The organism is Rhizobium sp. 'Codium 1', assembly GCF_020889605.1.
Classification (GTDB): domain Bacteria; phylum Pseudomonadota; class Alphaproteobacteria; order Rhizobiales; family Rhizobiaceae; genus Allorhizobium; species Allorhizobium algae.
On the sequence record NZ_JAJGPW010000005.1, the window covers coordinates 210,195 to 235,066 of the forward strand.

Annotated in this window: 19 protein-coding genes; 17 read left to right on the top strand and 2 right to left on the bottom strand. The window is 60.5% G+C overall.

Annotated elements, in window-relative coordinates:
* The first annotated feature begins 113 nt into the window (after positions 1-113).
* From nuoG to LJE98_RS14665, 17 genes are all read left to right on the top strand, one after another.
* A complete protein-coding gene (nuoG, locus tag LJE98_RS14585; RefSeq protein ID WP_229575948.1) occupies positions 114-2,195 on the top strand; it encodes an NADH-quinone oxidoreductase subunit NuoG in 2,082 nt (693 codons plus the stop codon).
* A 12-nt stretch (positions 2,196-2,207) separates the two neighbouring features.
* On the top strand, positions 2,208-3,251 hold the full coding sequence (gene nuoH / locus LJE98_RS14590) for an NADH-quinone oxidoreductase subunit NuoH (RefSeq protein WP_229575949.1): 1,044 nt from the start codon (positions 2,208-2,210) through the stop codon (positions 3,249-3,251).
* Between the two features lie 39 nt (positions 3,252-3,290).
* Positions 3,291-3,782: an NADH-quinone oxidoreductase subunit NuoI gene (nuoI, locus tag LJE98_RS14595; protein WP_147888484.1), complete on the top strand. Its 492-nt coding sequence runs from the start codon at positions 3,291-3,293 to the stop codon at positions 3,780-3,782.
* 150 nt (positions 3,783-3,932) lie between these two features.
* Positions 3,933-4,547, top strand: a complete 615-nt coding sequence (locus LJE98_RS14600; RefSeq protein ID WP_229575950.1) for an NADH-quinone oxidoreductase subunit J — start codon at positions 3,933-3,935, stop codon at positions 4,545-4,547.
* A gap of 28 nt (positions 4,548-4,575) precedes the next feature.
* Positions 4,576-4,884: an NADH-quinone oxidoreductase subunit NuoK gene (gene nuoK / locus LJE98_RS14605; RefSeq protein ID WP_229575951.1), complete on the top strand. Its 309-nt coding sequence runs from the start codon at positions 4,576-4,578 to the stop codon at positions 4,882-4,884.
* Positions 4,885-4,891: 7 nt separating this feature from the next.
* Positions 4,892-6,886, top strand: a complete 1,995-nt coding sequence (gene nuoL, locus LJE98_RS14610) for an NADH-quinone oxidoreductase subunit L (RefSeq protein ID WP_229575952.1) — start codon at positions 4,892-4,894, stop codon at positions 6,884-6,886.
* Entirely contained in the window at positions 6,886-8,397 is a 1,512-nt protein-coding gene (locus LJE98_RS14615; protein WP_229575953.1) for an NADH-quinone oxidoreductase subunit M, read from the top strand. Before nuoL ends, LJE98_RS14615 begins: the two co-directional genes overlap by 1 nt.
* Positions 8,398-8,415: 18 nt before the next feature.
* The gene (gene nuoN, locus LJE98_RS14620) at positions 8,416-9,861 is read left to right on the top strand and encodes an NADH-quinone oxidoreductase subunit NuoN (RefSeq protein ID WP_229575954.1); all 1,446 of its coding nucleotides are present in this window, start codon (positions 8,416-8,418) and stop codon (positions 9,859-9,861) included.
* Positions 9,858-10,625 (top strand): biotin--[acetyl-CoA-carboxylase] ligase, encoded by a 768-nt coding sequence (locus LJE98_RS14625; protein ID WP_229575955.1) that lies wholly within the window; start codon positions 9,858-9,860, stop codon positions 10,623-10,625. Before nuoN ends, LJE98_RS14625 begins: the two co-directional genes overlap by 4 nt.
* 18 nt (positions 10,626-10,643) lie before the next feature.
* Positions 10,644-12,311, top strand: a complete 1,668-nt coding sequence (locus LJE98_RS14630; protein ID WP_229575956.1) for a ribonuclease J — start codon at positions 10,644-10,646, stop codon at positions 12,309-12,311.
* Between the two features lie 55 nt (positions 12,312-12,366).
* A complete protein-coding gene (gene mce / locus LJE98_RS14635) occupies positions 12,367-12,771 on the top strand; it encodes a methylmalonyl-CoA epimerase (RefSeq protein ID WP_229575957.1) in 405 nt (134 codons plus the stop codon).
* A 153-nt stretch (positions 12,772-12,924) separates the two neighbouring features.
* On the top strand, positions 12,925-13,197 hold the full coding sequence (locus LJE98_RS14640; RefSeq protein ID WP_229575958.1) for a DUF1467 family protein: 273 nt from the start codon (positions 12,925-12,927) through the stop codon (positions 13,195-13,197).
* 509 nt (positions 13,198-13,706) lie between these two features.
* Positions 13,707-15,029, top strand: coding sequence for a proline--tRNA ligase (gene proS / locus LJE98_RS14645; protein WP_229575959.1), 1,323 nt, complete (start codon positions 13,707-13,709; stop codon positions 15,027-15,029).
* Between the two features lie 64 nt (positions 15,030-15,093).
* Positions 15,094-16,401: a lipoprotein-releasing ABC transporter permease subunit gene (locus LJE98_RS14650; RefSeq protein WP_229575960.1), complete on the top strand. Its 1,308-nt coding sequence runs from the start codon at positions 15,094-15,096 to the stop codon at positions 16,399-16,401.
* A gap of 14 nt (positions 16,402-16,415) precedes the next feature.
* The gene (locus tag LJE98_RS14655) at positions 16,416-17,105 is read left to right on the top strand and encodes an ABC transporter ATP-binding protein (RefSeq protein WP_229575961.1); all 690 of its coding nucleotides are present in this window, start codon (positions 16,416-16,418) and stop codon (positions 17,103-17,105) included.
* A gap of 332 nt (positions 17,106-17,437) precedes the next feature.
* Positions 17,438-20,938: a DNA polymerase III subunit alpha gene (dnaE, locus tag LJE98_RS14660; RefSeq protein ID WP_229575962.1), complete on the top strand. Its 3,501-nt coding sequence runs from the start codon at positions 17,438-17,440 to the stop codon at positions 20,936-20,938.
* A 162-nt stretch (positions 20,939-21,100) separates the two neighbouring features.
* Positions 21,101-22,684 (top strand): sulfatase-like hydrolase/transferase, encoded by a 1,584-nt coding sequence (locus LJE98_RS14665; RefSeq protein ID WP_229576025.1) that lies wholly within the window; start codon positions 21,101-21,103, stop codon positions 22,682-22,684.
* A gap of 21 nt (positions 22,685-22,705) precedes the next feature.
* Here LJE98_RS14665 and LJE98_RS14670 read toward each other — a convergent pair whose 3' ends face one another.
* Together LJE98_RS14670 and LJE98_RS14675 are read right to left on the bottom strand one after the other, a co-directional pair.
* Complete coding sequence (locus tag LJE98_RS14670) at positions 22,706-23,938, bottom strand: L,D-transpeptidase family protein (RefSeq protein ID WP_229575963.1); 1,233 nt, start codon at positions 23,936-23,938, stop codon at positions 22,706-22,708.
* Between the two features lie 129 nt (positions 23,939-24,067).
* Positions 24,068-24,865, bottom strand: a complete 798-nt coding sequence (locus tag LJE98_RS14675; protein WP_229575964.1) for a YoaK family protein — start codon at positions 24,863-24,865, stop codon at positions 24,068-24,070.
* Positions 24,866-24,872 lie beyond the last annotated feature (7 nt).

Sequence of the window (24,872 nt, forward strand, 5' to 3'; positions counted from 1 at the left end):
GCGCCGGGCTTGAGGGATAATCGGGTGGCCTTTGATCCTGTGCGGAGAAGGCTGCCAGTCGCGGCAGAGATGCCACGGCAGGATGCGCGGAAGCGTGAGGCAGGAAGGCGAATATGACTAAGCTGAGGATCGACGGAAAAGAGATCGAGGTTCCGGATCATTTCACGCTGTTGCAGGCGTGCGAGGAAGCTGGCGCCGAGGTTCCGCGCTTTTGTTTCCATGAACGGCTGTCGGTCGCCGGCAATTGCCGCATGTGCCTCGTCGAGGTGAAGGGTGGCCCGCCGAAACCGGCAGCCTCCTGCGCCATGGGCGTGCGCGACATTCGTGGCGGCCCGAATGGCGAGCTTCCGGAAGTCTTCACCAACACGCCGATGGTCAAGAAGGCCCGCGAAGGCGTGATGGAATTCCTGCTGATCAACCACCCGCTGGATTGCCCGATCTGCGATCAGGGCGGCGAATGCGACCTGCAGGACCAGGCCATGGCGTTCGGCATCGACAGCTCGCGCTACACCGAGAACAAGCGCGCCGTCGAAGACAAGTATATCGGACCGCTGGTCAAGACCGTGATGAACCGCTGCATTCACTGCACGCGCTGCGTCCGCTTCACCACCGAAGTTGCCGGCATTGCCGAACTCGGCCTGATCGGTCGCGGCGAAGATGCCGAGATCACGACCTATCTCGAGCAGGCAATGACGTCCGAACTCCAGGGCAATGTCGTCGACCTCTGCCCGGTCGGAGCACTGACGTCCAAGCCCTTCGCCTTCACGGCCCGTCCGTGGGAACTGAACAAGACCGAATCGGTCGACGTCATGGACGCGCTCGGCTCCGCCATCCGCGTCGACACCCGCGGCCGCGAAGTCATGCGCATCATGCCGCGCGTCAACGAGCAGATCAACGAAGAGTGGATCTCCGACAAGACCCGCTTCATCTGGGATGGTTTGAAGACCCAGCGTCTCGACCGCCCCTACGTCAAGAAGGATGGCCGTCTGCAGCCCGCAAGCTGGGCGGAAGCCTTTGCCGCGATCAAGTCGGCGGTCGCCTCGACCTCTGCCGACAAGATCGGTGCCGTCGCCGGTGACCTCGCTTCGGTCGAAGAGATCTTCGCACTGAAATCACTCGTCAACGCACTGGGCTCGTCGAACACCGACTGTCGCCAGGATGGGACGGCAATCGATCCGTCGCTCGGTCGCTCGACCTATGTCTTCAATGCCGGCATCGAAGGCATTGAGGCAGCCGACGCCATCCTCATCGTTGGCGCCAACCCGCGTTACGAGGCGGCCGTTCTCAACGCCCGCATCCGCAAGCGCTGGCGCCGTGGCGGCCTGCCGATCGGCGTGATCGGCGAGGGCGGCGACCTCCGCTACCCATACGAATACCTCGGTGCCGGCACCGAGACCCTGGCCGAGCTCGTCTCGGGCAAGAACAATTTCGCTGAAGCGCTGAAGGCCGCCAAGAACCCGCTGATCATCATCGGCCAGGGCGCGCTGTCTGGTGCCAATGGCAAGGCCGTTCTCGCCAATGCAGCCAAGCTCGCAGCCGATGTCGGCGCGCTGACGGACGAGTGGAACGGCTTTGCCGTCCTGCACACCGCAGCCTCCCGTGTCGGCGCCCTCGACCTCGGCTTCGTGCCGAGTGAAGGTGCGGTTGCCGCCGGTGACATGCTGACCTCGCTCGACGTTGTGTTCCTGCTGGGCGCTGACGAACTGGACTTCTCCGCCAAGACTGCCAAATGCGTCGTCTATATCGGCAGCCACGGCGACAACGGCGCCCATTATGCCGACGTCATCCTGCCGGGCGCGACCTATACCGAGAAGTCGGGCACCTGGGTCAACACCGAAGGCCGCGTCCAGATCGGCAACCGCGCCGGCTTCGCGCCGGGCGAGGCCCGCGAAGACTGGGCGATCCTGCGTGCACTTTCCGACGTGCTCGGCAAGAAGCTGCCCTTTGATTCGCTGTCGCAGCTGCGCTCCGCCCTCTATGCGGCCTACCCGCATTTCGCCGAGATCGACGAGATTGCAGCCGGCTCTTCGGCCGATATTGCTGCGCTGGCGAAAAAACCCGGGAAGATGGGCAAGTCTCTGTTTGCGTCGCCGGTCAAAGACTTCTATTTGACGAACCCGATCGCACGCGCTTCGGCCGTCATGGCAGAGTGCTCGGCATTGGCCCGCAACAATTTCAAGGCCGCGGCAGAGTAAGGGCAGGGGACCATGGATAATTTTGTTTCCACCTATGTGTGGCCGGCGGCCATCATGATCGGGCAGTCCCTTCTGCTGCTCGTCAGCCTGCTCGTCTTCATCGCCTATATCCTGCTTGCAGACCGCAAGATCTGGGCGGCCGTTCAGCTGCGTCGCGGCCCGAACGTCGTCGGCCCCTGGGGTCTCTTCCAGTCTTTCGCCGACCTGTTGAAATTCGTCTTCAAGGAGCCGGTCATTCCGGCCGGCGCCAACAAGGGCGTCTTCCTGCTGGCACCGCTCGTTGCCGTGACACTGGCGCTTGCGACCTGGGCCGTCATCCCGGTCAATGCCGGATGGGTAATCGCCAACATCAATGTCGGCATCCTCTTCGTCTTTGCGGTCTCTTCGCTCGAAGTCTACGGCATCATCATGGGTGGCTGGGCATCGAATTCGAAATACCCCTTCCTCGGAGCGCTCCGCTCGGCAGCGCAGATGGTCTCCTACGAAGTCTCCATGGGCTTCGTCATCGTCACCGTGCTCCTCTGCGTCGGGTCACTGAACCTGACCGACATCGTTCTTTCCCAGAACGACGGCCTTGGGACGATGATGGGTCTCCCGGCCTCCTTCCTCGATTGGCACTGGCTGGCGCTCTTCCCGATGTTCGTGGTGTTTTTCATCTCGGCACTGGCAGAAACCAATCGTCCGCCCTTCGACCTTCCGGAAGCCGAATCCGAACTCGTTGCCGGCTTCATGGTCGAATACGGCTCCACGCCTTACATGATGTTCATGCTCGGCGAATATGCCGCCATCGTGCTGATGTGCTCGCTGACCACGATTCTCTTCCTCGGGGGCTGGTTGCCGCCGGTCGACGTCTGGTTCCTGAACTGGGTACCTGGCATCATCTGGTTCGTGCTGAAGGCCAGCTTTGTCTTCTTCATGTTCGCCATGGTGAAGGCCTTCGTTCCGCGCTACCGCTATGACCAGCTGATGCGTCTCGGCTGGAAGGTCTTCCTTCCGATCTCGCTCGCCATGGTCATCATCACTGCATTCGTGCTGAAGCTGATGGGTTGGGCGTGATGACGCCCGCCCGGACACTCAGCTGATTAGGAGAACAAGATGGCTGCACTGACCCAGGCTATCAATTCGATCTTCCTGAAGGAATTCGTCGGCGCATTCTTCCTGTCGATGCGCTACTTCTTCAAGCAGAAGGCGACGATCAACTATCCGTTCGAAAAGGGCCCGGTTTCGCCGCGCTTCCGTGGCGAGCATGCGCTGCGCCGCTACCCGAACGGCGAAGAGCGCTGCATCGCCTGCAAGCTCTGCGAGGCGATCTGTCCGGCCCAGGCCATCACCATCGAGGCCGGCCCGCGCCGCAATGACGGCACCCGCCGCACGGTGCGCTACGACATCGACATGGTGAAGTGCATCTATTGCGGTTTCTGTCAGGAAGCTTGCCCGGTCGACGCGATCGTCGAGGGACCGAACTTCGAGTTCGCCACCGAGACCCGCGAAGAACTTTATTTCGACAAGGCTCGCCTCCTCGACAATGGCGACCGCTGGGAACGTGAAATCGCGCGCAATATCGCGATGGACTCTCCCTACCGCTGATCCCTCGGGGTCTATCGTCTTGGGCGGAGCGCGGGGCTTCGCCGGGGCAAACATGAATTTTGTAACGGGCGTGCCGATGGGGATATCGGTCACGCCTTATCGGGCGGCGGGGCAGGGCCCTCGTCCGGGGGAAGATGAAAAGGCACCAACATGGGTCTTCAGGCTCTCTTTTTCTATCTCTTCGCCTTTGTCGCGGTGGCTTCGGCCTTCATGGTGATATCGGCTCGGAATCCGGTCCATTCGGTCCTGTTCCTCATTCTGACCTTCATCAACGCATCGGGCCTTCTGCTCCTGACCGGAGCTGAATTCCTGGCGATGATCCTGCTTGTCGTCTATGTCGGCGCAGTCGCGGTTCTCTTCCTCTTCGTCGTGATGATGCTCGACATCGACTTCACGGAGTTGAGGGCAGGGGCGGCGAAATATGCCCCCATCGGCGCGCTGATCGGTCTCATCGTTGCGGTCGAGCTCGTGGTTGTCATCGGCGGAACCACGATCAGCCCGGAAGCGATGAATGCGATCACCCAGCCCATCCCGGCTGTGGCGGAACGTCAGAACACCCAGGCGCTCGGCGACGTGCTCTACACGGATTACGTCTTCTTTTTCCAGATCGCGGGTCTCGTCCTGTTCGTCGCCATGATCGGCGCAATCGTGCTGACGCTGCGCCACCGCACCAACATCAAGCGCCAGGACATCTCCGCCCAGGTCGCCCGCACGCCGGAAACCTCCGTCAAGGTGGTCAAGGTCAAGTCGGGCCAGGGCGTCTGAGCCGAGCAAGAGGTCAAGGAACAGTATTATGGAAATCGGTCTTTCCCACTACCTCACGGTCAGTGCCATCCTCTTCACTCTCGGGGTCTTCGGCATCTTCCTGAACCGCAAGAACGTCATCGTCATCCTGATGTCGATCGAATTGATCCTGCTCGCGGTCAACATCAACATGGTGGCTTTCTCGAGCTTCCTCGGCGATTTGGTCGGCCAGGTCTTCGCTCTGTTTATCCTGACGGTCGCGGCCGCCGAAGCGGCGATCGGTCTTGCGATCCTGGTGGTCTTCTACCGTAATCGCGGCTCCATCGCCGTCGAAGACGTCAACATGATGAAGGGCTGATCGGGTCATGATCTACAAGGCTATCGTCTTTCTCCCCCTGATCGGCTTTCTGATCGCCGGCTTGCTTGGCCGCCAGATCGGCGCCAAGGCGTCGGAATACGTCACGACCGGTCTGATGATCATCGTGGCGCTTCTCTCCTGGATCGTCTTCTTCAACGTCGCCATGGGTCATGAGGCTCACGAGGTCATCAAGGTTCCCGTTATGCGCTGGATTCAGTCCGGCGGCATCGACGTCGAATGGGCTTTCCGCGTCGATACGCTGACGGCCGTCATGTTCGTGGTCGTCAATTCGGTGTCGTGCCTCGTGCACCTCTATTCGATTGGCTACATGCACCATGATCCGCATCGGCCGCGCTTCTTCGCCTACCTGTCGCTCTTCACCTTCGCGATGCTCATGCTCATCACGTCGGACAACCTGCTGCAGATGTTCTTCGGCTGGGAAGGCGTAGGCCTGGCGTCCTATCTGCTGATCGGTTTCTGGTTCAAGAAGCCGTCGGCGTCGGCTGCCGCCATGAAGGCCTTCATCGTCAACCGCGTTGGTGACTTCGGCTTCATCCTCGGCATTTCCGCGCTCTTCGTGATGTTCGGCTCGATCAATCTCGAGACGATCTTTGCCTCGGCCCAGTCCTATCTGCCGGCCGATCCCGCAGCGTCGCCAGAAGTTGTACTCAATCTCTTCGGCATGCAGCTCGATCGCAGCCATGCGCTCACCGGCGCCTGCCTCCTGCTTTTCATGGGCGCGATGGGCAAGTCGGCGCAGTTCCTGCTGCACACCTGGCTGCCGGACGCCATGGAAGGCCCGACCCCGGTCTCGGCGCTGATTCACGCCGCTACCATGGTCACCGCCGGCGTCTTCCTCGTCGCTCGCATGTCTCCCATCTTCGAACTGTCGCCGGATGCCCTTGTCGTTGTGACCATCGTCGGCGCAATCACGGCCTTCTTTGCCGCGACTGTCGGTCTGGTGCAGAACGACATCAAGCGCGTCATCGCTTATTCGACCTGCTCGCAGCTCGGGTACATGTTCGTGGCGCTCGGCGTCGGTGCCTATGGTGCGGCCGTCTTCCACCTCTTCACGCACGCCTTCTTCAAGGCGCTGCTGTTCTTGGGCGCGGGCTCCGTTATCCACGCTGTCGATGGCGAGCAGGACATGCGTTACATGGGCGGTCTGCGCAAGCACATCCCCTACACCTTCTGGGCGATGACCATCGGCACGCTGGCGCTGACCGGCGTCGGCATCCCCGGGACGATTATCGGCTTTGCCGGCTTCTTCTCGAAGGACGCCATCATCGAATCCGCCTTCGCCTCGCATAGTTCGGTCGGCATTTTCGCCTTTACCCTGCTCGTGATCGCGGCTCTCTTCACCAGCTTCTATTCGTGGCGTCTGGCCTTCATGACCTTCTTCGGCAAGCCGCGCGCATCTGCCGACGTCATGCACCATGTGCATGAATCGCCGATGGTCATGCTGCTGCCGCTGCTCCTGCTTGGTATCGGTGCGGTCTTCGCCGGTGTCGTATTCCACGACTCCTTCTTCGGACACCACTATGTCGAATTCTGGAAGGGCGCGCTCTTCACGCTTCCCGACAACCAGATCCTCGATGAGTACCACCACGTTCCCCTATGGGTGAAGTGGAGCCCGTTCTTCGCCATGGCGCTCGGCTTCGTCACGGCCTGGTACATGTATATCAAGAACCCGGCGGCCCCGAAGAAGCTCGCCGAACAGCAGTGGATGCTCTACCAGTTCCTGCTCAACAAATGGTACTTCGACGAGCTCTACGACTTCCTCTTCGTCCGTTCCGCCAAGGCGCTCGGCCGCTTCCTGTGGAAGAAGGGTGACGTCGCCACCATCGACGCCTATGGCCCGAACGGTATCGCTTCGGCCGTCGGCGGCCTGACCCAGAGGGTCGTCCGCCTGCAGTCGGGCTATCTCTACCACTATGCCTTCGCGATGCTTATCGGCATTGCGGCCCTCGTTACCTGGATGATGCTCGGGAGCTCCCTCTGATGACCGATTGGCCCATTCTCTCGACGGTCACCTTCCTTCCTCTGGTCGGCGTGGCGCTGCTGCTGCTGACCCGTGGTGACACCTCTCTCGGCCGCCGCAACATCCTGAACGTCTCGCTGCTGACGACGGTCTTCACCTTCGTCGTGTCGCTCTTCATCTGGATCAACTTCGACAATTCGAATGTCGGTTTCCAGATGGTGGAGAAGCATGCCTGGCTCGGTACGGGGATCTCCTATCATCTGGGCGTCGACGGCATTTCCATGCTCTTCGTCATCCTGACGACGCTTCTCATGCCCTTCTGTGTTCTCGCCAGCTGGACATCGGTTGAGAAGCGCCTGAAGGAATACATGATCGCCTTCCTGGTCCTCGAGACCCTGATGATCGGCGTCTTCGTGTCGCTGGACATCGTGCTCTTCTACGTCTTCTTCGAAGCCGGCCTGATCCCGATGTTCATCATCATCGGCGTCTGGGGCGGCAAGGACCGCGTCTATGCGTCCTACAAGTTCTTCCTCTACACGCTGCTCGGCTCCGTGCTGATGCTGCTGGCCATCATGGCGATGTACTGGGATGCCGGCACGACGGATATCGCAGCTCTGCTGCAGCATGATTTCCCGCCGCAGATGCAGACCTGGCTCTGGCTTGCCTTCTTCGCCTCGTTTGCAGTGAAGATGCCGATGTGGCCCGTTCACACCTGGCTGCCGGATGCGCACGTTCAGGCGCCGACGGCGGGTTCGGTCATCCTGGCGGGTATCCTGTTGAAGCTCGGCGGCTACGGCTTCCTGCGCTTCTCGCTGCCGATGTTCCCGTTGGCATCGGACTTCTTCGCGCCCTTCGTCTTCACGCTGTCGGTCATCGCCATCGTCTACACCTCGCTGGTTGCCCTGATGCAGGAGGACATGAAGAAGCTGATCGCCTATTCGTCCGTTGCCCACATGGGTTACGTGACCATGGGCATCTTCGCCGCCAACCAGCAGGGCGTGCAGGGTGCGATCTTCCAGATGATCAGCCACGGCTTCGTCTCCGGCGCGCTCTTCCTCTGCGTCGGCGTGATCTATGACCGTCTTCATACCCGCGAGATTGCGGCCTATGGCGGTCTGGTCAACAACATGCCGAAATATGCGCTCGCCTTCATGGTCTTCACCATGGCCAATGTCGGCCTGCCGGGCACGTCTGGCTTCGTCGGTGAATTCCTGACCCTGATCGGCGTCTTCCGCGTCAATACCTGGGTTGCGCTCTTTGCGGCCACCGGCGTTATCCTTTCGGCCGCCTATGCGCTCTGGCTCTATCGCCGTGTCGTCTTCGGTGCGCTCGAAAAGGAGAGCCTCAAGAGCATGCTCGATCTCAATGCCCGCGAAAAGCTGGTGCTCTACCCGTTGATCGCACTCACCATCTTCTTCGGCGTCTATCCGGCTCCCATCCTCGATGCGACCGCAGCTTCCGTTGACAATCTGGTGAACAACTACTCCGCAGCCTTGCAAGCAGCCCAGTCCCTGGCGCTGATTGCGAACTGACGACAGGATCCTTTGGACATGACCGTTGAAACTCTCATTGCTAGCCTGCATCTGGTCACGCCGGAACTGATCCTGGCCGTGGGCGCCATGGTGCTGCTCATGATCGGCGTGTTTTCGGGCGATCGGTCGAACAGTGTCGTCACGGGGCTGGCGATCGCGCTGTTGATCTTCTCCGGCGCCTGGCTCGTCTTCTCGGGCGCCGAAGGCCAGGCCTTCAACGGTGCCTACATCGCCGACGGCTATGCCAAGTTCATGAAGATCCTCGCGCTCATCGGTTCGGTGACCGCCATGATCATGGCTGTCGGTCACGCCCGTTTCGACCACCTCGACAAGTTCGAGTTCCCGGTCCTGCTCGTGCTCGCGACCCTCGGCGTCATGCTGATGATCTCGGCCAACAACCTGATCACGCTCTACATGGCGCTCGAACTGCAGTCGCTCGCGCTCTATGTCGTGGCCGCGATCAACCGCGACAGCCTGCGCTCGACGGAAGCCGGCCTCAAGTACTTCGTGCTCGGCGCGCTCTCTTCGGGCATGCTGCTCTACGGCATGTCGCTGGTTTACGGCTTCACCGGCAATATCGGCTTCGAACAGATCTCTGCCGTTCTGTCGCAGGGCGAACCTTCTCTCGGCCTGATCTTCGGTCTCGTCTTCGTGCTCGCCGGTCTGGCGTTCAAGATCTCGGCCGTGCCGTTCCACATGTGGACGCCTGACGTCTATGAAGGCGCTCCGACCCCGGTCACCGCTTTCCTGGCCGCCGCCCCGAAGGTCGGCGCCATGGCAATCTTCGTCCGCATCGTCATCGATGCCTTCCTGCCGATTTTCGCCGAATGGCAGCAGATCGTCGTCTTCATCGCCATCGGTTCGATGGTGCTGGGATCGGTTGCCGCGATCGGTCAGAAGAACATCAAGCGACTGATGGCCTATTCCTCCATCGGTCACATGGGCTATGCGCTGGTTGGCCTGGCCGCCGGCAATGACACCGGCGTCGCCGGCGTCCTGCTCTACATGATGATCTACCTGGTAATGACGCTCGGCACCTTCGCCTGCATCATGGCCATGCGCCAGAAGGAAGGCGGCAATGTCGAGAGCATCGACGATCTCGCCGGCCTGTCGACGACGCGGCCCTTCATGGCCTTCGTGCTGACCGCGTTGATGTTCTCGCTGGCGGGCATCCCGCCGCTTGCAGGCTTCTTCGCCAAGTACTTCGTCTTCGTGGCCGCCATCGAAGCCAAGCTCTACGCACTCGCCATCATCGGTGTTCTCGCCTCGGTTATCGGTGCCTACTACTACCTGCGCATCATCAAGGTCATGTGGTTCGACGAAGCCAAGGGTGAATTCGCCCGCACCTCGGTCGAGTTGCGCCTTGTCTTCGGTGCCTCCGGGCTCTTCGTGGTCGGTTACGTCCTCTTCGGCGGCCCGCTCGGTACGGCCGCGGAGGCAGCTGCAAAGACGTTGTTTAATTGACCAGCCTTGGAATACCGCGCCGGATATCGCTCGATGATTTCCGGCACGAAGCCCTCGACGAAGTCTCGTCCACCAATACGGAAGCATTCGCCCGCGCTCGCGCGGGCGATTCCGGTTTTCTGTGGTTGACGGCCGAGCTCCAGACCGGTGGACGCGGCCGTCGCGGCCGCCCGTGGGTGTCGGAACGCGGAAACCTTTACTCCACATTGCTGCTGATCGATCCGGCGCCAACCGAGCAGCTTGGTTCCCTGCCGCTCGCCGTGGCACTCGCGGTCCATGCGGCAGTTCAATCGGTCATGCCGCCTGATGGTGAACCAGTCGAAATCAAGTGGCCGAACGACGTGCTGATCGGCCGCAAGAAGACCTCTGGGATCCTGCTGGAAGCAGAGCGTGTCGCTGATGGTCGCATGGCACTCGCGATCGGCATCGGCATCAATATTGCGCACCGGCCCGATTTGACGCTCTACCCGGTGACCTCGCTCGCGGACCAGGGCGTGTCGATTTCTCCGCCGGAATTTTTTGCGCATCTCTTTGCAGAGATGACCGAGGTGCTCGGCGTCTGGGACGAGGGCAGGGGTATTGCAGAAATCATGCGCCGGTGGCGCCGTGTCGCCTGCGGCATCGGTGAGAAAATCACGGTGAACCTACCGGATCGCTCGATTTCCGGTATCTTTTCCGGAATCGATGATAAGGGAATTTTGTTGCTCGACCGGGGCGCCGACGGAATGATGTCGGTTGCGGCCGGAGATGTGTTTTTCGGGTAGACTGGATCGGAAAGAAGAATGGCCAAGAACGACGAACTGGTTTTCCTGCCGCTGGGCGGCGTGGGTGAAATCGGCATGAACCTCGCATTGTACGGCTATGGCCCGCCGTCCAATCGTCAGTGGATCATGGTCGACTGCGGTGTGACCTTCGCCGGTCCGGACCTTCCCGGCGTCGATCTGGTGTTGCCTGATATCCGCTTCATCAAGAAGCAGAGGAAAAACCTCAAGGGCATCATCATCACGCACGCCCATGAGGACCACTACGGCGCCCTGAACGACCTTTGGCCCGGCCTCAATGTGCCGGTCTACGCCTCGCGTTTCACCGCCGGCATGCTGGAAGCAAAGCGCGACTATGAAGGTTCGCGCGCCCAGATCCCGATCACGCCTTTCAAGCAGGGCGACCGGATCAATGTCGGTCCGTTCGAAATCGAGGCGATCGGCGTCAACCACTCGATCCCCGAACCCATGTCGCTGGTCATCCGGACCCCGCTCGGCAATGTGGTGCATACCGGCGACTGGAAGATCGATCACAATCCGTCGCTTGGACCTCTGACCGATGAAGCCCGCTTCCGCGCCGTGGGAGACGAGGGTGTGCTGGCGCTCCTGTGCGACAGCACCAATGCCGTGCGGGACGGCGTGTCGCCTTCAGAAGAAGAAGTATCAGCAGGCCTGCAGAAGATCATCGAGGCTGCGGAAGGCCGCGTCGCGATTACCACATTCTCCTCCAACGTCGGCCGTATCCGGTCGATCGCCCAGGCCGCCGAAGCGGCTGGCCGCGAAGTCCTGCTGCTCGGGAGCTCGTTGAAGCGAGTGACGAATGTTGCCCAGGACATCGGCATCATGGAGGGCATTCGTCCGTTCATTGCCGAGGACGAATACGGTTTCATCCCGCGCAACAAGGTTGTCGTCATTCTGACCGGCAGCCAGGGCGAGGCACGTGCGGCACTCGCCAAGCTTTCGCGAGACGAGATGCGCAATGTGGCATTGACCGCAGGCGACACGGTCGTCTTCTCCTCGCGCGCCATCCCGGGCAATGAAAAGGCCATCCTTGAGATCAAGAATGGCCTGATCGAACAGGGTGTGCACATTATCACCGACAGTGAATCCCTCGTTCACGTCTCGGGTCACCCGCGTCGCAACGAACTTCTGCAGATGTACGAGTGGACCCGTCCACAGATGCTGGTCCCCGTACATGGCGAGGCGGCACATCTGGTCGCTCAGAAGGAGCTGGGATTGCAGGCCGGCATTCCAACGGTGCCGCGTGTCCGCAATGGCGACATGCTGCGCATCGCGCCGGGTCCGGCTGAGGTCATCGACCAGGCGCCCTTCGGCCGCGTCTACAAGGATGGAAAGCTCGTCGGCGATATCGATGAGATGGGCATTGCCGACCGCAAGAAGCTGTCCTATGTCGGCCATGTCGCCATCAGCGTGCTTCTCGACAGCCGTTTCGACTTCCTCGGTGATCCTGATGTCGTGGCTTTCGGTCTGCCGGAGGTCGATCACGAAGGCGAGTTGATGGAGGATACGCTTTATGACGCCGTCCTCGGTGCCGTCGAAAGCATTCCGCGCAGCCGCCGCAAGGATCTGGAAACTGTCCGGGAAGCCATCCGCCGGTCAGTGCGCTCGACTGCCAACGAAGTTTGGGGCAAAAAGCCGATCGTCACGGTGTTCCTGACCAAAGTCTGAGGGACGACGCGGGCAGGGATGACCTAATCTTTGCCCGCAACGTCAGGAGGAAACAATGCTCGGCCGCGTCAACCACATCGCCATTGCCGTTCCCGATCTCGCTCTCGCAACCGCTGGCTATCGCGACACGCTGGGCGCCAAGGTTTCCCAGGCGCAAGCCCTGCCCGAACACGGTGTGACCGTGGTCTTCGTCGAACTTGAAAATACCAAGGTCGAACTCCTGGAGCCGCTCGGTGAAGCCTCGCCGATTGCGGCGTTCCTGGACAAGAACCCCTCCGGCGGCATGCATCATATCTGTTACGAGGTCGCAGACATCCTAGCCGCGCGGGACCAGCTTTCGGCCACCGGCGCCCGCGTTCTCGGCAGCGGCGAGCCCAAGATCGGTGCTCATGGCAAGCCGGTGCTCTTTCTGCATCCGAAAGATTTCTTCGGCACCCTGATCGAGCTCGAGCAGGTCTGAAGCAGCAATTTTAACCTGGTGACGTCTTGTTGATCGACGGGAATCACTGCCTGCGACGCTTTTGCCTTTGAACCGGCCGGCTTCCGCGATTATAGGGGGACGAACGGCAAGGGCATGCATGCCTCTGTCGGATCTGGTCTGGAGCGAGACATCATGGCGATCCTGTCGGGACTGGCAGTTTATTTTGTAATCTGGTGGCTGGTCCTGTTCACCGTCCTGCCGATCGGCCTGCGCACACAGGACGAGGACCGGAATGTCGTGCCGGGAACGGTAGCAAGTGCACCCACCCGCTTTCGTGCGGCACGGATCTTCCTGTTGACCACGCTGATATCAGGGCTGATCTACGGGGCCTGGTACGTCGCAGGCACCTATTTCGATATTGGTTTCAAGGATCTGCCGGTGATCATGCCGGGCGTCGATCCGTAAGCTCGGCACTCGCGCCCGATACGGGCATCCCGGCATGAAGGCAAAAAAAAACAAGGTCCAAAGACCTTGTTCCAAATAATCGCGTGATCCTTCACCATTTAAGGGGCTGCGAACTGGCGCGCCTAGATCTGATCCTCCCAAGACTTGACCGCGAGTGTGGCAAAGATTTGAACTCCCTGCCTCTTTTATGGGCTGAACCTAGCCCAAACAGTGATCGTTGTCACCCCTGAATCTTGCAGAATTGTAACACTCGTCGAAAAAAATGCTTGATGGCGATTTTGTCGTATGAGGGTCATGCAATGACCGGATTTGCAGTATTTCTCGGGCCGGATGCAACGCGCCTGTGCCCGTCGCCAATCCCTTGTGGCATCCCCCTGTGGGTGAGGAGATCGAGCGGCGCTTGCGGGTTTTCTTCTCATGCCCAACCGGCTATGAACGCTTCCTGACAACCCGTTTCAATCGCTGATTCCGCCTGTTTTGGCGGCATCGACAACCATCTGGAATTCGTTATGCGTCTGTCGCGCTACTTCTTGCCGATCCTGAAGGAAAACCCCAAGGAAGCCGAGATCGTTTCCCACCGCCTGATGTTGCGGACGGGCATGATCCGCCAGCAGAGTCAGGGTATCTATTCCTGGCTGCCGCTTGGCAAGCGCGTGCTCGACAAGGTGAACGCCATCATCCGCGAGGAGCAGAACCGCGCCGGCGCCATCGAGCTCTCCATGCCGACCTTGCAGTCGGCCGAGCTCTGGCAGGAAAGCGGGCGCTACGAGGACTATGGCAAGGAAATGCTGCGCATCCGCGACCGTCAGGATCGCCCGATGCTTTACGGCCCGACCAATGAGGAGATGATCACCGACATCTTCCGTTCGTCGGTGAAGTCCTACAAGAGCCTGCCGCTCAACCTCTACCACATCCAGCTCAAGTTCCGCGACGAGATCCGCCCGCGGTTCGGCACGATGCGCTCGCGCGAATTCCTGATGAAGGATGCCTATTCCTTCGACCTGACCCAGGCCGATGCCATCCATTCCTACAACAAGATGTTCGTGGCATATCTGCGCACTTTCGATCGTCTCGGCTTGCGCGCCATCCCGATGCGTGCCGATACCGGCCCGATCGGCGGAAACCACAGCCATGAATTCATCATCCTGGCCGATACCGGCGAGTCTGAGGTCTTCTGCCACAAGAGCTTCGTGGATTTCGACATTCCCTCGGTCGACACCGATTTTGACGACGTGGACGGCCTGCAGTCGATCTTCGACAAGTGGACCTCTGTCTATGCCGCGACCTCGGAAATGCATGACGAGGCAGCCTTCGACACGATTGCAGACGCCGATCGCCTGTCAGCCCGCGGCATCGAGGTTGGCCACATCTTCTATTTCGGGACCAAATACTCCGAACCGATGGGCGCCAAGGTTCAAGGTCCCGACGGCAAGGAACACCTTGTCCACATGGGCTCATACGGCATCGGCCCGACGCGCCTTGTTCCCGCCATCATCGAGGCCTCGCATGACGAGAACGGAATCATCTGGCCGGCCTCGGTCGCGCCCTTTGATGCCGTTGTCATCAACATGAAGGCCGGCGACGAGGCCTGCGATTCGACCTGCGAACGTCTCTATGCCGCTTTGCAGAACGCCGGCAAGGATGTGCTCTATGACGATACCGACGATCGCGCCGGCACGAAATTCGCGACCGCCGATCTGATCGGCGTTCCGGTTCAGGTGATCGCGGGCCCACGGGCTGTCGCAGCTGGCGAGGTCGAGCTCAAGGATCGCAAGACCGGCGCTCGCGAGACCCTGACCATTGAGGCGGCGATCAACAAGCTGACGGCCTGAGGCATCAGCCTCAGCCGACACGAGGTGGGTGACCGAGATCGCGATCCCGATGCAAGGAGAGACCATGGCGACCACGGCCGCTGGCAACGAAACGGCAGCACCCGGCAAGGCGGCATCCGCCAAGGCCTTTTCCGGCTTCGAGCGCATGGTGGCGTGGCGCTACCTGCGCGCCCGGCGCAAGGAAGCTTTCATTTCCGTGATCGCCGGCTTCTCCTTCATCGGCATCATGCTCGGCGTTGCAACGCTGATCATCGTCATGGCGGTGATGAACGGTTTCCGCACCGAACTTGTCTCACGCATTCTCGGCATCAACGGCCACATGATCGTCCAGGCGGTCGACCAGCCGCTGAGCGACTATGCCGGTCTTGCAGAACGCTTTGCCGCCGTGCCCGGCGTTACCATGGCGCTGCCGCTGGTCGAGGGCCAGACGCTGGCCTCGGGCCGCGAAGGCGCCGGCACCGGTGCGCTGGTACGCGGTATCCGCCCGGATGACCTCACCAAGCTCTCGGTCGTCTCGTCCAATATCCGATCCGGCGATATGGTCGGTTTCGCCACGGGGCAGGGCGTGCTGATCGGCTCGCGCATGGCGGCCCAGTTGGGTCTGGCCGCGGGCGATACGATCACGCTGGTTTCCCCGGAAGGTGACGTAACGCCGCTCGGCGTCAATCCGCGCGTCAAATCCTATCCCGTCTCGGGCATCTTTGAGATCGGCATGTCGGAATATGACGCCTCGATCATCTACATGCCGCTCGAGGAATCGCAGCTCTATTTCAACGTCGAAGGCATCGTTCAGTCCATCGAACTCTTCATCGCTGACCCCGATGCCGTGGACGAACTGCGCCCGCTGATCGAGGAGGCTGCCGGCCGCCAGATCTTTCTGACCGACTGGCGCCAGCGCAACCAGACCTTCTTCTCGGCCCTTCAGGTCGAGCGCAACGTCATGTTCATGATCCTGACGCTGATCGTTCTCGTGGCCGCCCTCAACATCATTTCCGGCCTGATCATGCTGGTGAAGGACAAGGCGAGCGATATCGCCATCCTGCGCACCATGGGCGCGACATCAGGCGCCATCATGCGGATCTTCTTCATGACGGGGGCCGCGATCGGCACCGTCGGGACGATGGCCGGCGTCGCCCTCGGTGTCATCGTCTGTCTCAACATCGAGAGCATTCGCCAGTTCTTCTCCTGGGTCTCCGGCACGGTGCTGTTTGATCCGGAACTGTATTTCCTGAGCCAGTTGCCGGCCGACATGAACATGAGCGAGACGATCTCAGTGGTCGTCATGGCGCTCAGCCTGTCTTTCATGGCGACAATCTTCCCGGCCTGGCGGGCCTCGCGTCTGGATCCCGTCCAGGCCCTGCGTTACGAATGAGGATGCCGAAACCCATGGCAAAAGACGTGGTTCTCTCGCTTGCCGGCATCGACCGCCACTATGGTCAGGGCGAGACTGTACTCTCGATTCTGAAAGGCGCTGACTTCACCCTGCGCACCGGCGAGACTGTCGCACTGGTCGCGCCTTCGGGCACGGGCAAGTCGACGCTGCTGCATGTTGCCGGCCTGCTGGAACATCCAGATGGCGGCGAGGTGACCGTGGGCGGCGTCGCCTGCCAGGAGCTCGGCGACGAGGAACGCACCGCGATCCGCCGCAAGTCGGTCGGCTTCGTCTACCAGTTCCATCACCTTCTGCCGGAATTTTCCGCCCTTGAAAACGTGATGATGCCCCAGCTGATTGCCGGTCTTGCCAAGCCGGAAGCGGCAGAGCGCGCCAAGCAACTGCTCGACTACATGCGCGTCGGCCATCGCGCTGACCATCGCCCGGCCGAACTCTCCGGCGGTGAACAGCAGCGCGTGGCGATCGCCCGTGCCGTCGCCAATGCACCGCTTGTTCTGCTTGCCGATGAGCCGACAGGCAATCTCGACCCCGAGACTGCAAGCTATGTCTTCTCTGCCCTCGAGGCATTGGTTCGCCAGTCGGGCCTCTCGGCGATGATTGCGACCCACAATCATGACATCGCCCGGCGTATGGACCGCTGTGTGACGCTGGTTGACGGCAAGGTCGTCCCACTCGAGGTCTGACCTCTCCCTTCACGTCTGAACCTTGTTGAACCCCGGTGGATTTGTTCCGCCGGGGCGTGCGGTCATTTTGGGTTGACATGGGAACAAGAGTAGAACAAAATACAAACATAAAGGGACAAGGAGACAGAAATGACCGAAATTCTTCGTGACGTTGCTGCATTTGCCTCGATGGCTGTGTTTGTATCCAGCATGACCTTGCTGATGATGGCCCTCTGACATTCTTCGGGCGGCAAAGCTGGTGAGGAAAGCCTTGCCGCCCGACTTCGTTCTGGACTTCGCAACCGCAAAAGCCGAAAATCCCGTCCGATTCAGATTGTCAGGGATGAAGCGGTATGGGCGAGGACAGCCTCGGAACGGAAGCGTCCGGTGAAGCGGGCAATGGCCCGGGTTTCGTGCACTTGCGGGTGCATTCGGCCTATTCGCTTCTCGAAGGCGCGCTGCCGCTGAAGAAGATCCTGGGCAAGGCCGTCGCCGACGACCAGCCGGCAATCGCGGTGACCGACACCAACAATCTTTTCGTCGCGCTCGAATTTTCGCAAAAGGCGCTCGGAGATGGCATCCAGCCGATCATCGGCTGTCAGCTGTCGATCGATATGGAAGATTCCACCGGCGAGAAGCGCGGCGGTAACGGCCACATGCCGGATCTGCCGGCCGTTGTCGTCCTGGCATCGGATGCCGACGGTTACGAGCGGCTCGTTGACCTGGTCAGCCGTGCCTATCTCGGCGGCGATGCCGGTCAGCCGACCCATGTCAAACTCTCCTGGTTCGAGGAGACCGGCACCGAAGGCCTGATCGTGCTGACGGGCGCAGGCGGCGGGCCGGTGGACCGTATGCTCAAGGATGGCCACAAGGCGCAAGGCGAAAGCCGCCTCCTGTCCCTGAAGCGCCTCTTCGGCGATCGCCTCTATGTCGAGCTGCAGCGGCATGGCGAATATGATCGCACCCACGAGCGCCGCATGGTCCAGCTCGCCTATGAGCATGACATTCCGCTGGTTGCGACGAATGAGGCCTTCTTTCCGGCGCGCGACGACTACGACGCGCATGACGCTTTGATGGCTGTGGCACACAACGCCATTGTCTCCAACGACGACCGCTTCCGCCTGACCCCGGACCACTATCTGAAGAGCCGGGCGGACATGATGAAGCTTTTCGCCGATCTGCCGGAGGCGCTCGAAAACTCGGTGGAGATCGCGCGCCGCTGCTCCTTCGTGCTCGATACCCGCAAGCCCATCCTGCCGCGCTTTACCGGCGGCAGCGACGATCCGGAAGAGGCCGAGCGCGAGGAAGCGCTGGAACTGCGTCGGCAGGCGGAGGAGGGGCTCGATCATCGTCTCGCCGCCCTCGGCATGGCGCCTGGCTATGAAGAGCAGGAATATCGAGACCGGCTCGAATTCGAGCTCTCCGTCATCGAGCGGATGAAATTCCCCGGCTACTTCCTTATCGTTGCCGACTTCATCAAATGGGCAAAGCAGCATGACATCCCCGTTGGCCCGGGCCGTGGTTCCGGTGCAGGCTCGCTGGTCGCCTACGCGCTGACCATCACCGATGTCGACCCCTTGCGTTTCTCGCTCCTCTTCGAACGCTTTCTCAATCCGGAACGCGTCTCGATGCCCGACTTCGACATCGACTTCTGCCAGGAGCGCCGCGAAGAGGTCATTCGCTACGTGCAGAAGAAATACGGCCGCGAACAGGTGGGGCAGATCATCACCTTCGGATCGCTGCAGGCTCGTGCGGCCCTGCGCGACGTCGGTCGGGTGCTCGAAATGTCCTATGGCCAGGTCGACAAGATCTGCAAGCTGGTGCCGAACAATCCGGCCAACCCGACGCCACTCTCCAAGGCGATCGAGGAGGAACCCAAGCTGCAGGAGGCGGCCGCCGAAGAGCCTGTCGTCGCCCGTCTGCTCGAAATCGCCCAGAAGATCGAAGGCCTCTATCGCCACGCCTCGACCCATGCCGCCGGTATCGTCATCGGGGACCGCCCGTTGTCGAAGCTGGTGCCGATGTATCGCGATCCCCGCTCCGACATGCCGGTCACCCAGTTCAACATGAAATGGGTCGAGCAGGCGGGCCTGGTGAAGTTCGACTTCCTCGGCCTGAAGACGCTCACGGTTTTGAAGACGGCGGTCGATTTCGTTCAGGAACAGCGCGGCCACAAGGTCGATCTCGCGGCCATTCCGCTCGATGACGTCAAGACCTATGACATGCTCTCGCGCGGCGAAACGGTTGGCGTCTTCCAGGTGGAAAGTGCCGGCATGCGCAAGGCCCTGATCGGCATGCGCCCCGACTGTATCGAGGACATTATCGCGCTCGTGGCGCTCTATCGGCCGGGCCCGATGGAGAATATCCCGGTCTACAATGCCCGCAAGCATGGCGAGGAGGAAGTCGCCTCGATCCATCCGAAGATCGACTATCTGCTGAAGGAAACCCAGGGCGTCATCGTCTATCAGGAACAGGTCATGCAGATCGCGCAGGTCCTGTCGGGTTATTCGCTCGGCGAAGCCGACCTTCTGCGTCGCGCCATGGGCAAGAAGATCAAGGCGGAGATGGACCAGCAGTCCGCCCGTTTCGTCGATGGCGCAATGAAGAATGGCGTCTCCAAGCCGCAGGCCAACAACATCTTCGAACTGCTGGCAAAGTTTGCGAACTACGGCTTCAACAAGTCGCACGCCGCAGCCTACGCCATCGTCTCCTACCAGACGGCCTATATGAAGGCGCATTATCCGGTCGAGTTCCTCGCCGCATCGATGACGCTCGATATGTCGAACACCGAAAAGCTGGTCGATTTCCGCCAGGATGCCGGCCGCCTCGGCATCGAGGTCGTGCCGCCCTCGGTGCAGACCTCCTTCCGTCACTTCCAGACCGGCCCGAACCGCATCTACTACGCGCTCGCCGCCCTCAAGGGTGTCGGCGAAGGTGCCGTCGACCACATTGTCGAGGTCAGGGGCGATACGCCCTTCGATAGCATCGAGGATTTCTGCCTGCGGATCGATCCCAAGCAGATCAATCGCCGCGTTTTCGAAAGCCTGATCGCCGCTGGTGCCTTCGACTGCTTCGGCCGCGACCGTGCCGAACTGGTCGGCAGCATCGACCGGATCATGGGCTACGCCCAGCGCGCCCAGGAAAATGCCGTCAGCGGCCAGTCCGACATGTTCGGTTCGGGTGGTGCGAGCGGTCCCGAACGGATCGCCTTCGCACCCTATACGCCCTGGCTCTCGTCCGAAAAGCTCATGCGTGAATTCCAAGTGCTCGGCTTCTATCTCTCGGCCCATCCGCTTGATGCTTACCGGGACCTGCTCGACAAATTGCGCGTCCAGAATTTTGCCGATTTCTCGGTCGCGGTGAAGCAGGGTGCTTCGGCCGGTCGTCTCGCCGGCACGGTCATTTCGCGTCAGGAGCGCAAGACCCGCACCGGCAACAAGATGGGCATCATCACCTTCTCGGATGCATCAGGACAGTATGAAGCCGTACTCTTCTCGGAAGGGCTCAACCAGTACCGCGATCTCCTCGAACCCGGAAAGTCGCTGGTGCTGACCGTCCAGGCCGAGGAGCGGCCCGAGGGCATCGGCCTGCGCGTCCAGACAGCCCAGTCACTGGAGGAACAGTCGATTCGCATGCAGAAGGCCATGCGCGTCTATGTCAGGGACTCCGGTCCGTTGCGCGCGGTGGCAGCCCGCCTCAATGCCCGGGGTGACGGTCTCGTGTCCTTCATCGTGATCAAGGATGAGGGACAACGCGAGATCGAGGTCGAGCTCACCGAACGTTTCCGTATCTCGCCGGAGATCGCAGCTGCCATGCGCTCGACCCCGGGCGTCCTGGATGTCGAACTGGTATGATTTGGCTCGCACCTGCAGCCTGATGTTGTGTGACTGTATGAGCGGCGGCTCCATATATCAGTGGGCGATTGAGACAACTTTACGAAGTTCGCTAAGGGAAGCGAAATAAAATACCCCCTATGAGTTGCATAATGCAGCCATGCGGAGGTGTTTGTGAAGAAGATGATTGAAAGTTCGCGCAAAGGTAGCGCTTCAATTTTTGTCGGCATTTTCTGGGCAGTTGTATTTTCTTGGGCGCTCGCCATGACGGTGGCTGCAACCTTAAGATTGTCGGAGACGCTCCATTCCGTGGTGTTCTGCGTGACCTTGGTCACGGTCTACGCTCTGATGAAAACTGCTCCTGGTGCCGTGCCATCAGAGCCCCAGATACGTTGGACCGTTCTCGCTGCATCGCTGATGGCGATCTGGTTTATGTTCATTCGCCTTTTCGGCAGTGTAGATATCGACGCGATTGCATTTCATCTTCGTTATGACGTTGGATCCAATGAGATTGTTGGAGATGTCCTTTGGGATGCCATGGTGGCATTGCTTCCCTTCGCCTTGATGTGCGTTAGCTGGTGGCGGTTATCGATGAGATCCGGCGGTCTGCGGATCTTCAATCGTATCCTCCCGGTCTTTCTGCTTGTCTGCAATCCGCTGCTATGGACTGCCGCGGGGCGGGCGTTAGCTTCGTCTGTTCCGCCGGTCGTGGACCTCAATGACCACTATCATCCGCCGTCAGTCACGCCTCCGCCTGAGCGCAGGAATCTGATTCACGTCTTTGTTGAAAGTGCAGAGGGAACTCTCTGGCAAGCAAATGTCTTCGGTGACGTTGCAGATCCCCTCAAGAGGCTCGCCGCGAATGGCTGGCGATCGACGGGCATGATGCAGTTGGGGTCAACCGGCTGGACACTGGCTGGGCATGTCGCGTCGACCTGCGGTGTGCCTTTGTTTTCCTTGGGTGTGATACACACGAATGGCTATGACAACGTGGACGAAATCCTGCCCCACGCCAACTGCCTTGGGGACATCCTGGCAAACAATGGCTATTTCAACGTTTTCCTCAAGGGAGCGTCGCTGGATTTTGCAGGAACGCGCGGATTTGCGGAAGCTCATGGCTATAATCGCTTGCTTGGGTATGAAGAGCTTCAGGAGCGCTTTCCCGGTCGCAAGAATACTTGGGGATTGCATGACGAGGATCTGTTCACCATCGCGCATGAGCAGGTGAAGTCCCTAAGCGCCTCTGAGCGACCATTCAGCCTGACGATGACCACCATTGGTGGTCATGCCCCTGAGGGATATGTCTCACCGTCCTGCAAGACGGAGGCCTTCGTTCAGAAGCAGGTAAATAATACTCTGAAGGCATTTGCCTGCACCAACGTTCTGCTGGAGCGCTTCATCCAAGCCCTTCACCGAGACGGGCTTCTCAACGATACCGTGCTCATCATTCAAAGTGACCACTTGGCTATGCGCAATGACGCGTCTCATCTTCTGGAAGCTCTGCCCCGAGAAAACATGTTCTTTGTCTTGGGTGCCGAGGTTCACGGCGTCACAAACAAGGCAGCTTCAACGATTGATATCTTCCCCACGATCTTACAATTGATGGGTTACAATGTGCCAGACGCCAAAGTCGGATTGGGACGGTCTTTGTTGTCACCACAACCGACCTTGGTCGAACAATACGGCGTGGGCGACCTAGATCATGCCATCGGAGAGGCTGATGACCTGCGAGATCGTCTTTGGGGGTTGGTTCGCCAGGCCAGTTGACCGAGGACGCTTCTCTCAAGACTAGCGCTTGGGACTGGGTCGCGTCACCGTGATGAAATCCGTGCCGTTTCCGGTTTCCGGGCCAAGCCCCGTGTCCTGGATCGTGAGCGACGATCCCTCGCTGAGCATGGTTTCGATCCGGGCCCGCAAGTCATCCGGCAGGACGATGCGTGCCAGCGCGGCTTCGGCGGTAAAAACGGCTGGATCGTCAGCCGGTAAGGTGATGCCGAGCCGCTTCTGTGTGGAGGCCGCCAGATGGTCGTCGAGTGTTACACCGCGCCATTCGGCCTTGCGCTTGAAGCGGTCAACCGCTGTCGCCTCCAGGAAATGTGTGCCGAGCGCTTTCTCCGGCTCCTTGATGTCGATGGCAGCTGAAAAGAGTGGCTGGAACTTCTGCCGGATCATCAACTGTCCCATGGGGGGGTGATCTTCCCCAGCCTGGGTGTAGAGCGCCGCAAGGAAAGGTTTCGACAGGATCTCGCCGTCCTTCTCGACGGCGTGTTTCTCCTTGAAGGCCTTGACCGCCGCAATCGTGCGCGTGCCGAGCAGGCCGTCGGGAACTCCGGCATCGAAACCGACCTTGTTCAGCAGGCGCTGGACGTCGGTTGCCACGTCACGCTGCGTGCGTCGGGTGATCAGTATCCTGAGCGGCGGCGGTTCCTCTATGCTGAGTTTCGCTTCCGCCCCGCTGCGCGGCAGCACCGCATTCATCGCCACTTCCACCGGCTTCAGGCTCGCTTCGACGCGGCCGGGGCGCAGTTCCACATCCGAGAGAAGTCCGCCATCGTCGATCGGCAATCTCGGCGTGAAGAGATTGGCATGGGTCACCTGCCGCGGCGTCACCGGTTCGTCGGTGATGATCACATGCGCCCCGCGCTCGGTCATCGAGAACAGCGACTTGGCAAAGCCGTTCGGCAGCCGGACGCAGCCATGCGAGGCCGGGTGGTTCGGAACCTTGCCCTCGTGCAGCGCGATACCGGACCATGTCAGGCGCTGCATGAAGGGCATGGGCGCGTTCGAATAGAGATTGGACTCGTGATACTTTCGCTTCTCGAGGATCGAGAAGATGCCGGACGGTGTCGCGTGCCCCGGCTTGCCGGTCGAGACCTTTGTCGTCGCGACCACCGTATCACCATCATAGACGGTGAGCGTCTGATCCGCCTTGGAGACGAAGATTTGCAAGGGGCCATCTGCGGCAAGCGCGGTACTGGCCAGAAGGGAAAGACTGAAGGCGACGGCGAAACGCTGGAACATGGTCGACCACTTGGAACGCGAGACAAAGCTGCCGAAGTGTATGGGACGATGTTTAAGAAAAGTTTCGCAGCGGATCGGTGATCGCAAGCCGTCACGCGGCTGTGATCATGTATCCCCAGTTGTTCACACTCACTGCGGCGACAGCGGACGTGGGCGCAATTGCGGGGATGCGACGGCGAGGAGCAGCGCCGCAATCGGCAGCGAGAAGGCATGGCCGAGATGTTTGAAGCCGAGCGCCCCGATCAATCCACCCAGAAAGAACATGCCGATGATCGGCAGGAGAATGCCAAGCTTGCGGACATCGGTCGCAATGGGGGGATGGTGAAGAACGCGTGCAACCACTCCATAGGCGAGCTTGCCCAGTTCGATCCCGATATCGGTCGTCATGCCGGTCAGGTGGGTGGTGCGGATGCGTGCGCCGGAAATCTTGGTGATCGTCGCATTCTGCAGTCCCATGACGAAGCAGAGCAGTACCGCTGTCACAGGTGCGGCGGCAGCGGCCGGGATCACGGCCCCGATCCCGGCAAAGGCAATGAGCAGGCCGGATTCAAGCGCCAGCGGATAGGCATATTGCTGGCGACGGGCATGTCGCCTTGCCCAGTTGATCAGGACCGCCGAGCAGGCGGCCCCCAGCGTGAAGCTGATCAGGAGCGCAAGGCCCGATCCGACCAGCCCGAAGACACCGAGCGCCAGATTGTCGGCGATCGCAGAGACGATGCCCGTCATATGCGACGTATAGTGGCCGATCGCGAGAAATCCGCCGGCATTGATGGCACCGGCCACGAAGGCGAGAATCGCGCCGAGCATCAGATCATTGCGCCCTGTGCGGCGATGCGAGGCCGCGATCCGCAACAGCCTCAGCCTTGTCTGCGAGCTGGAGTCCCGGCGGCTCGGATCCCTGCTCTTGCTTGCGGGCGCATCTGTCACGGTGCAG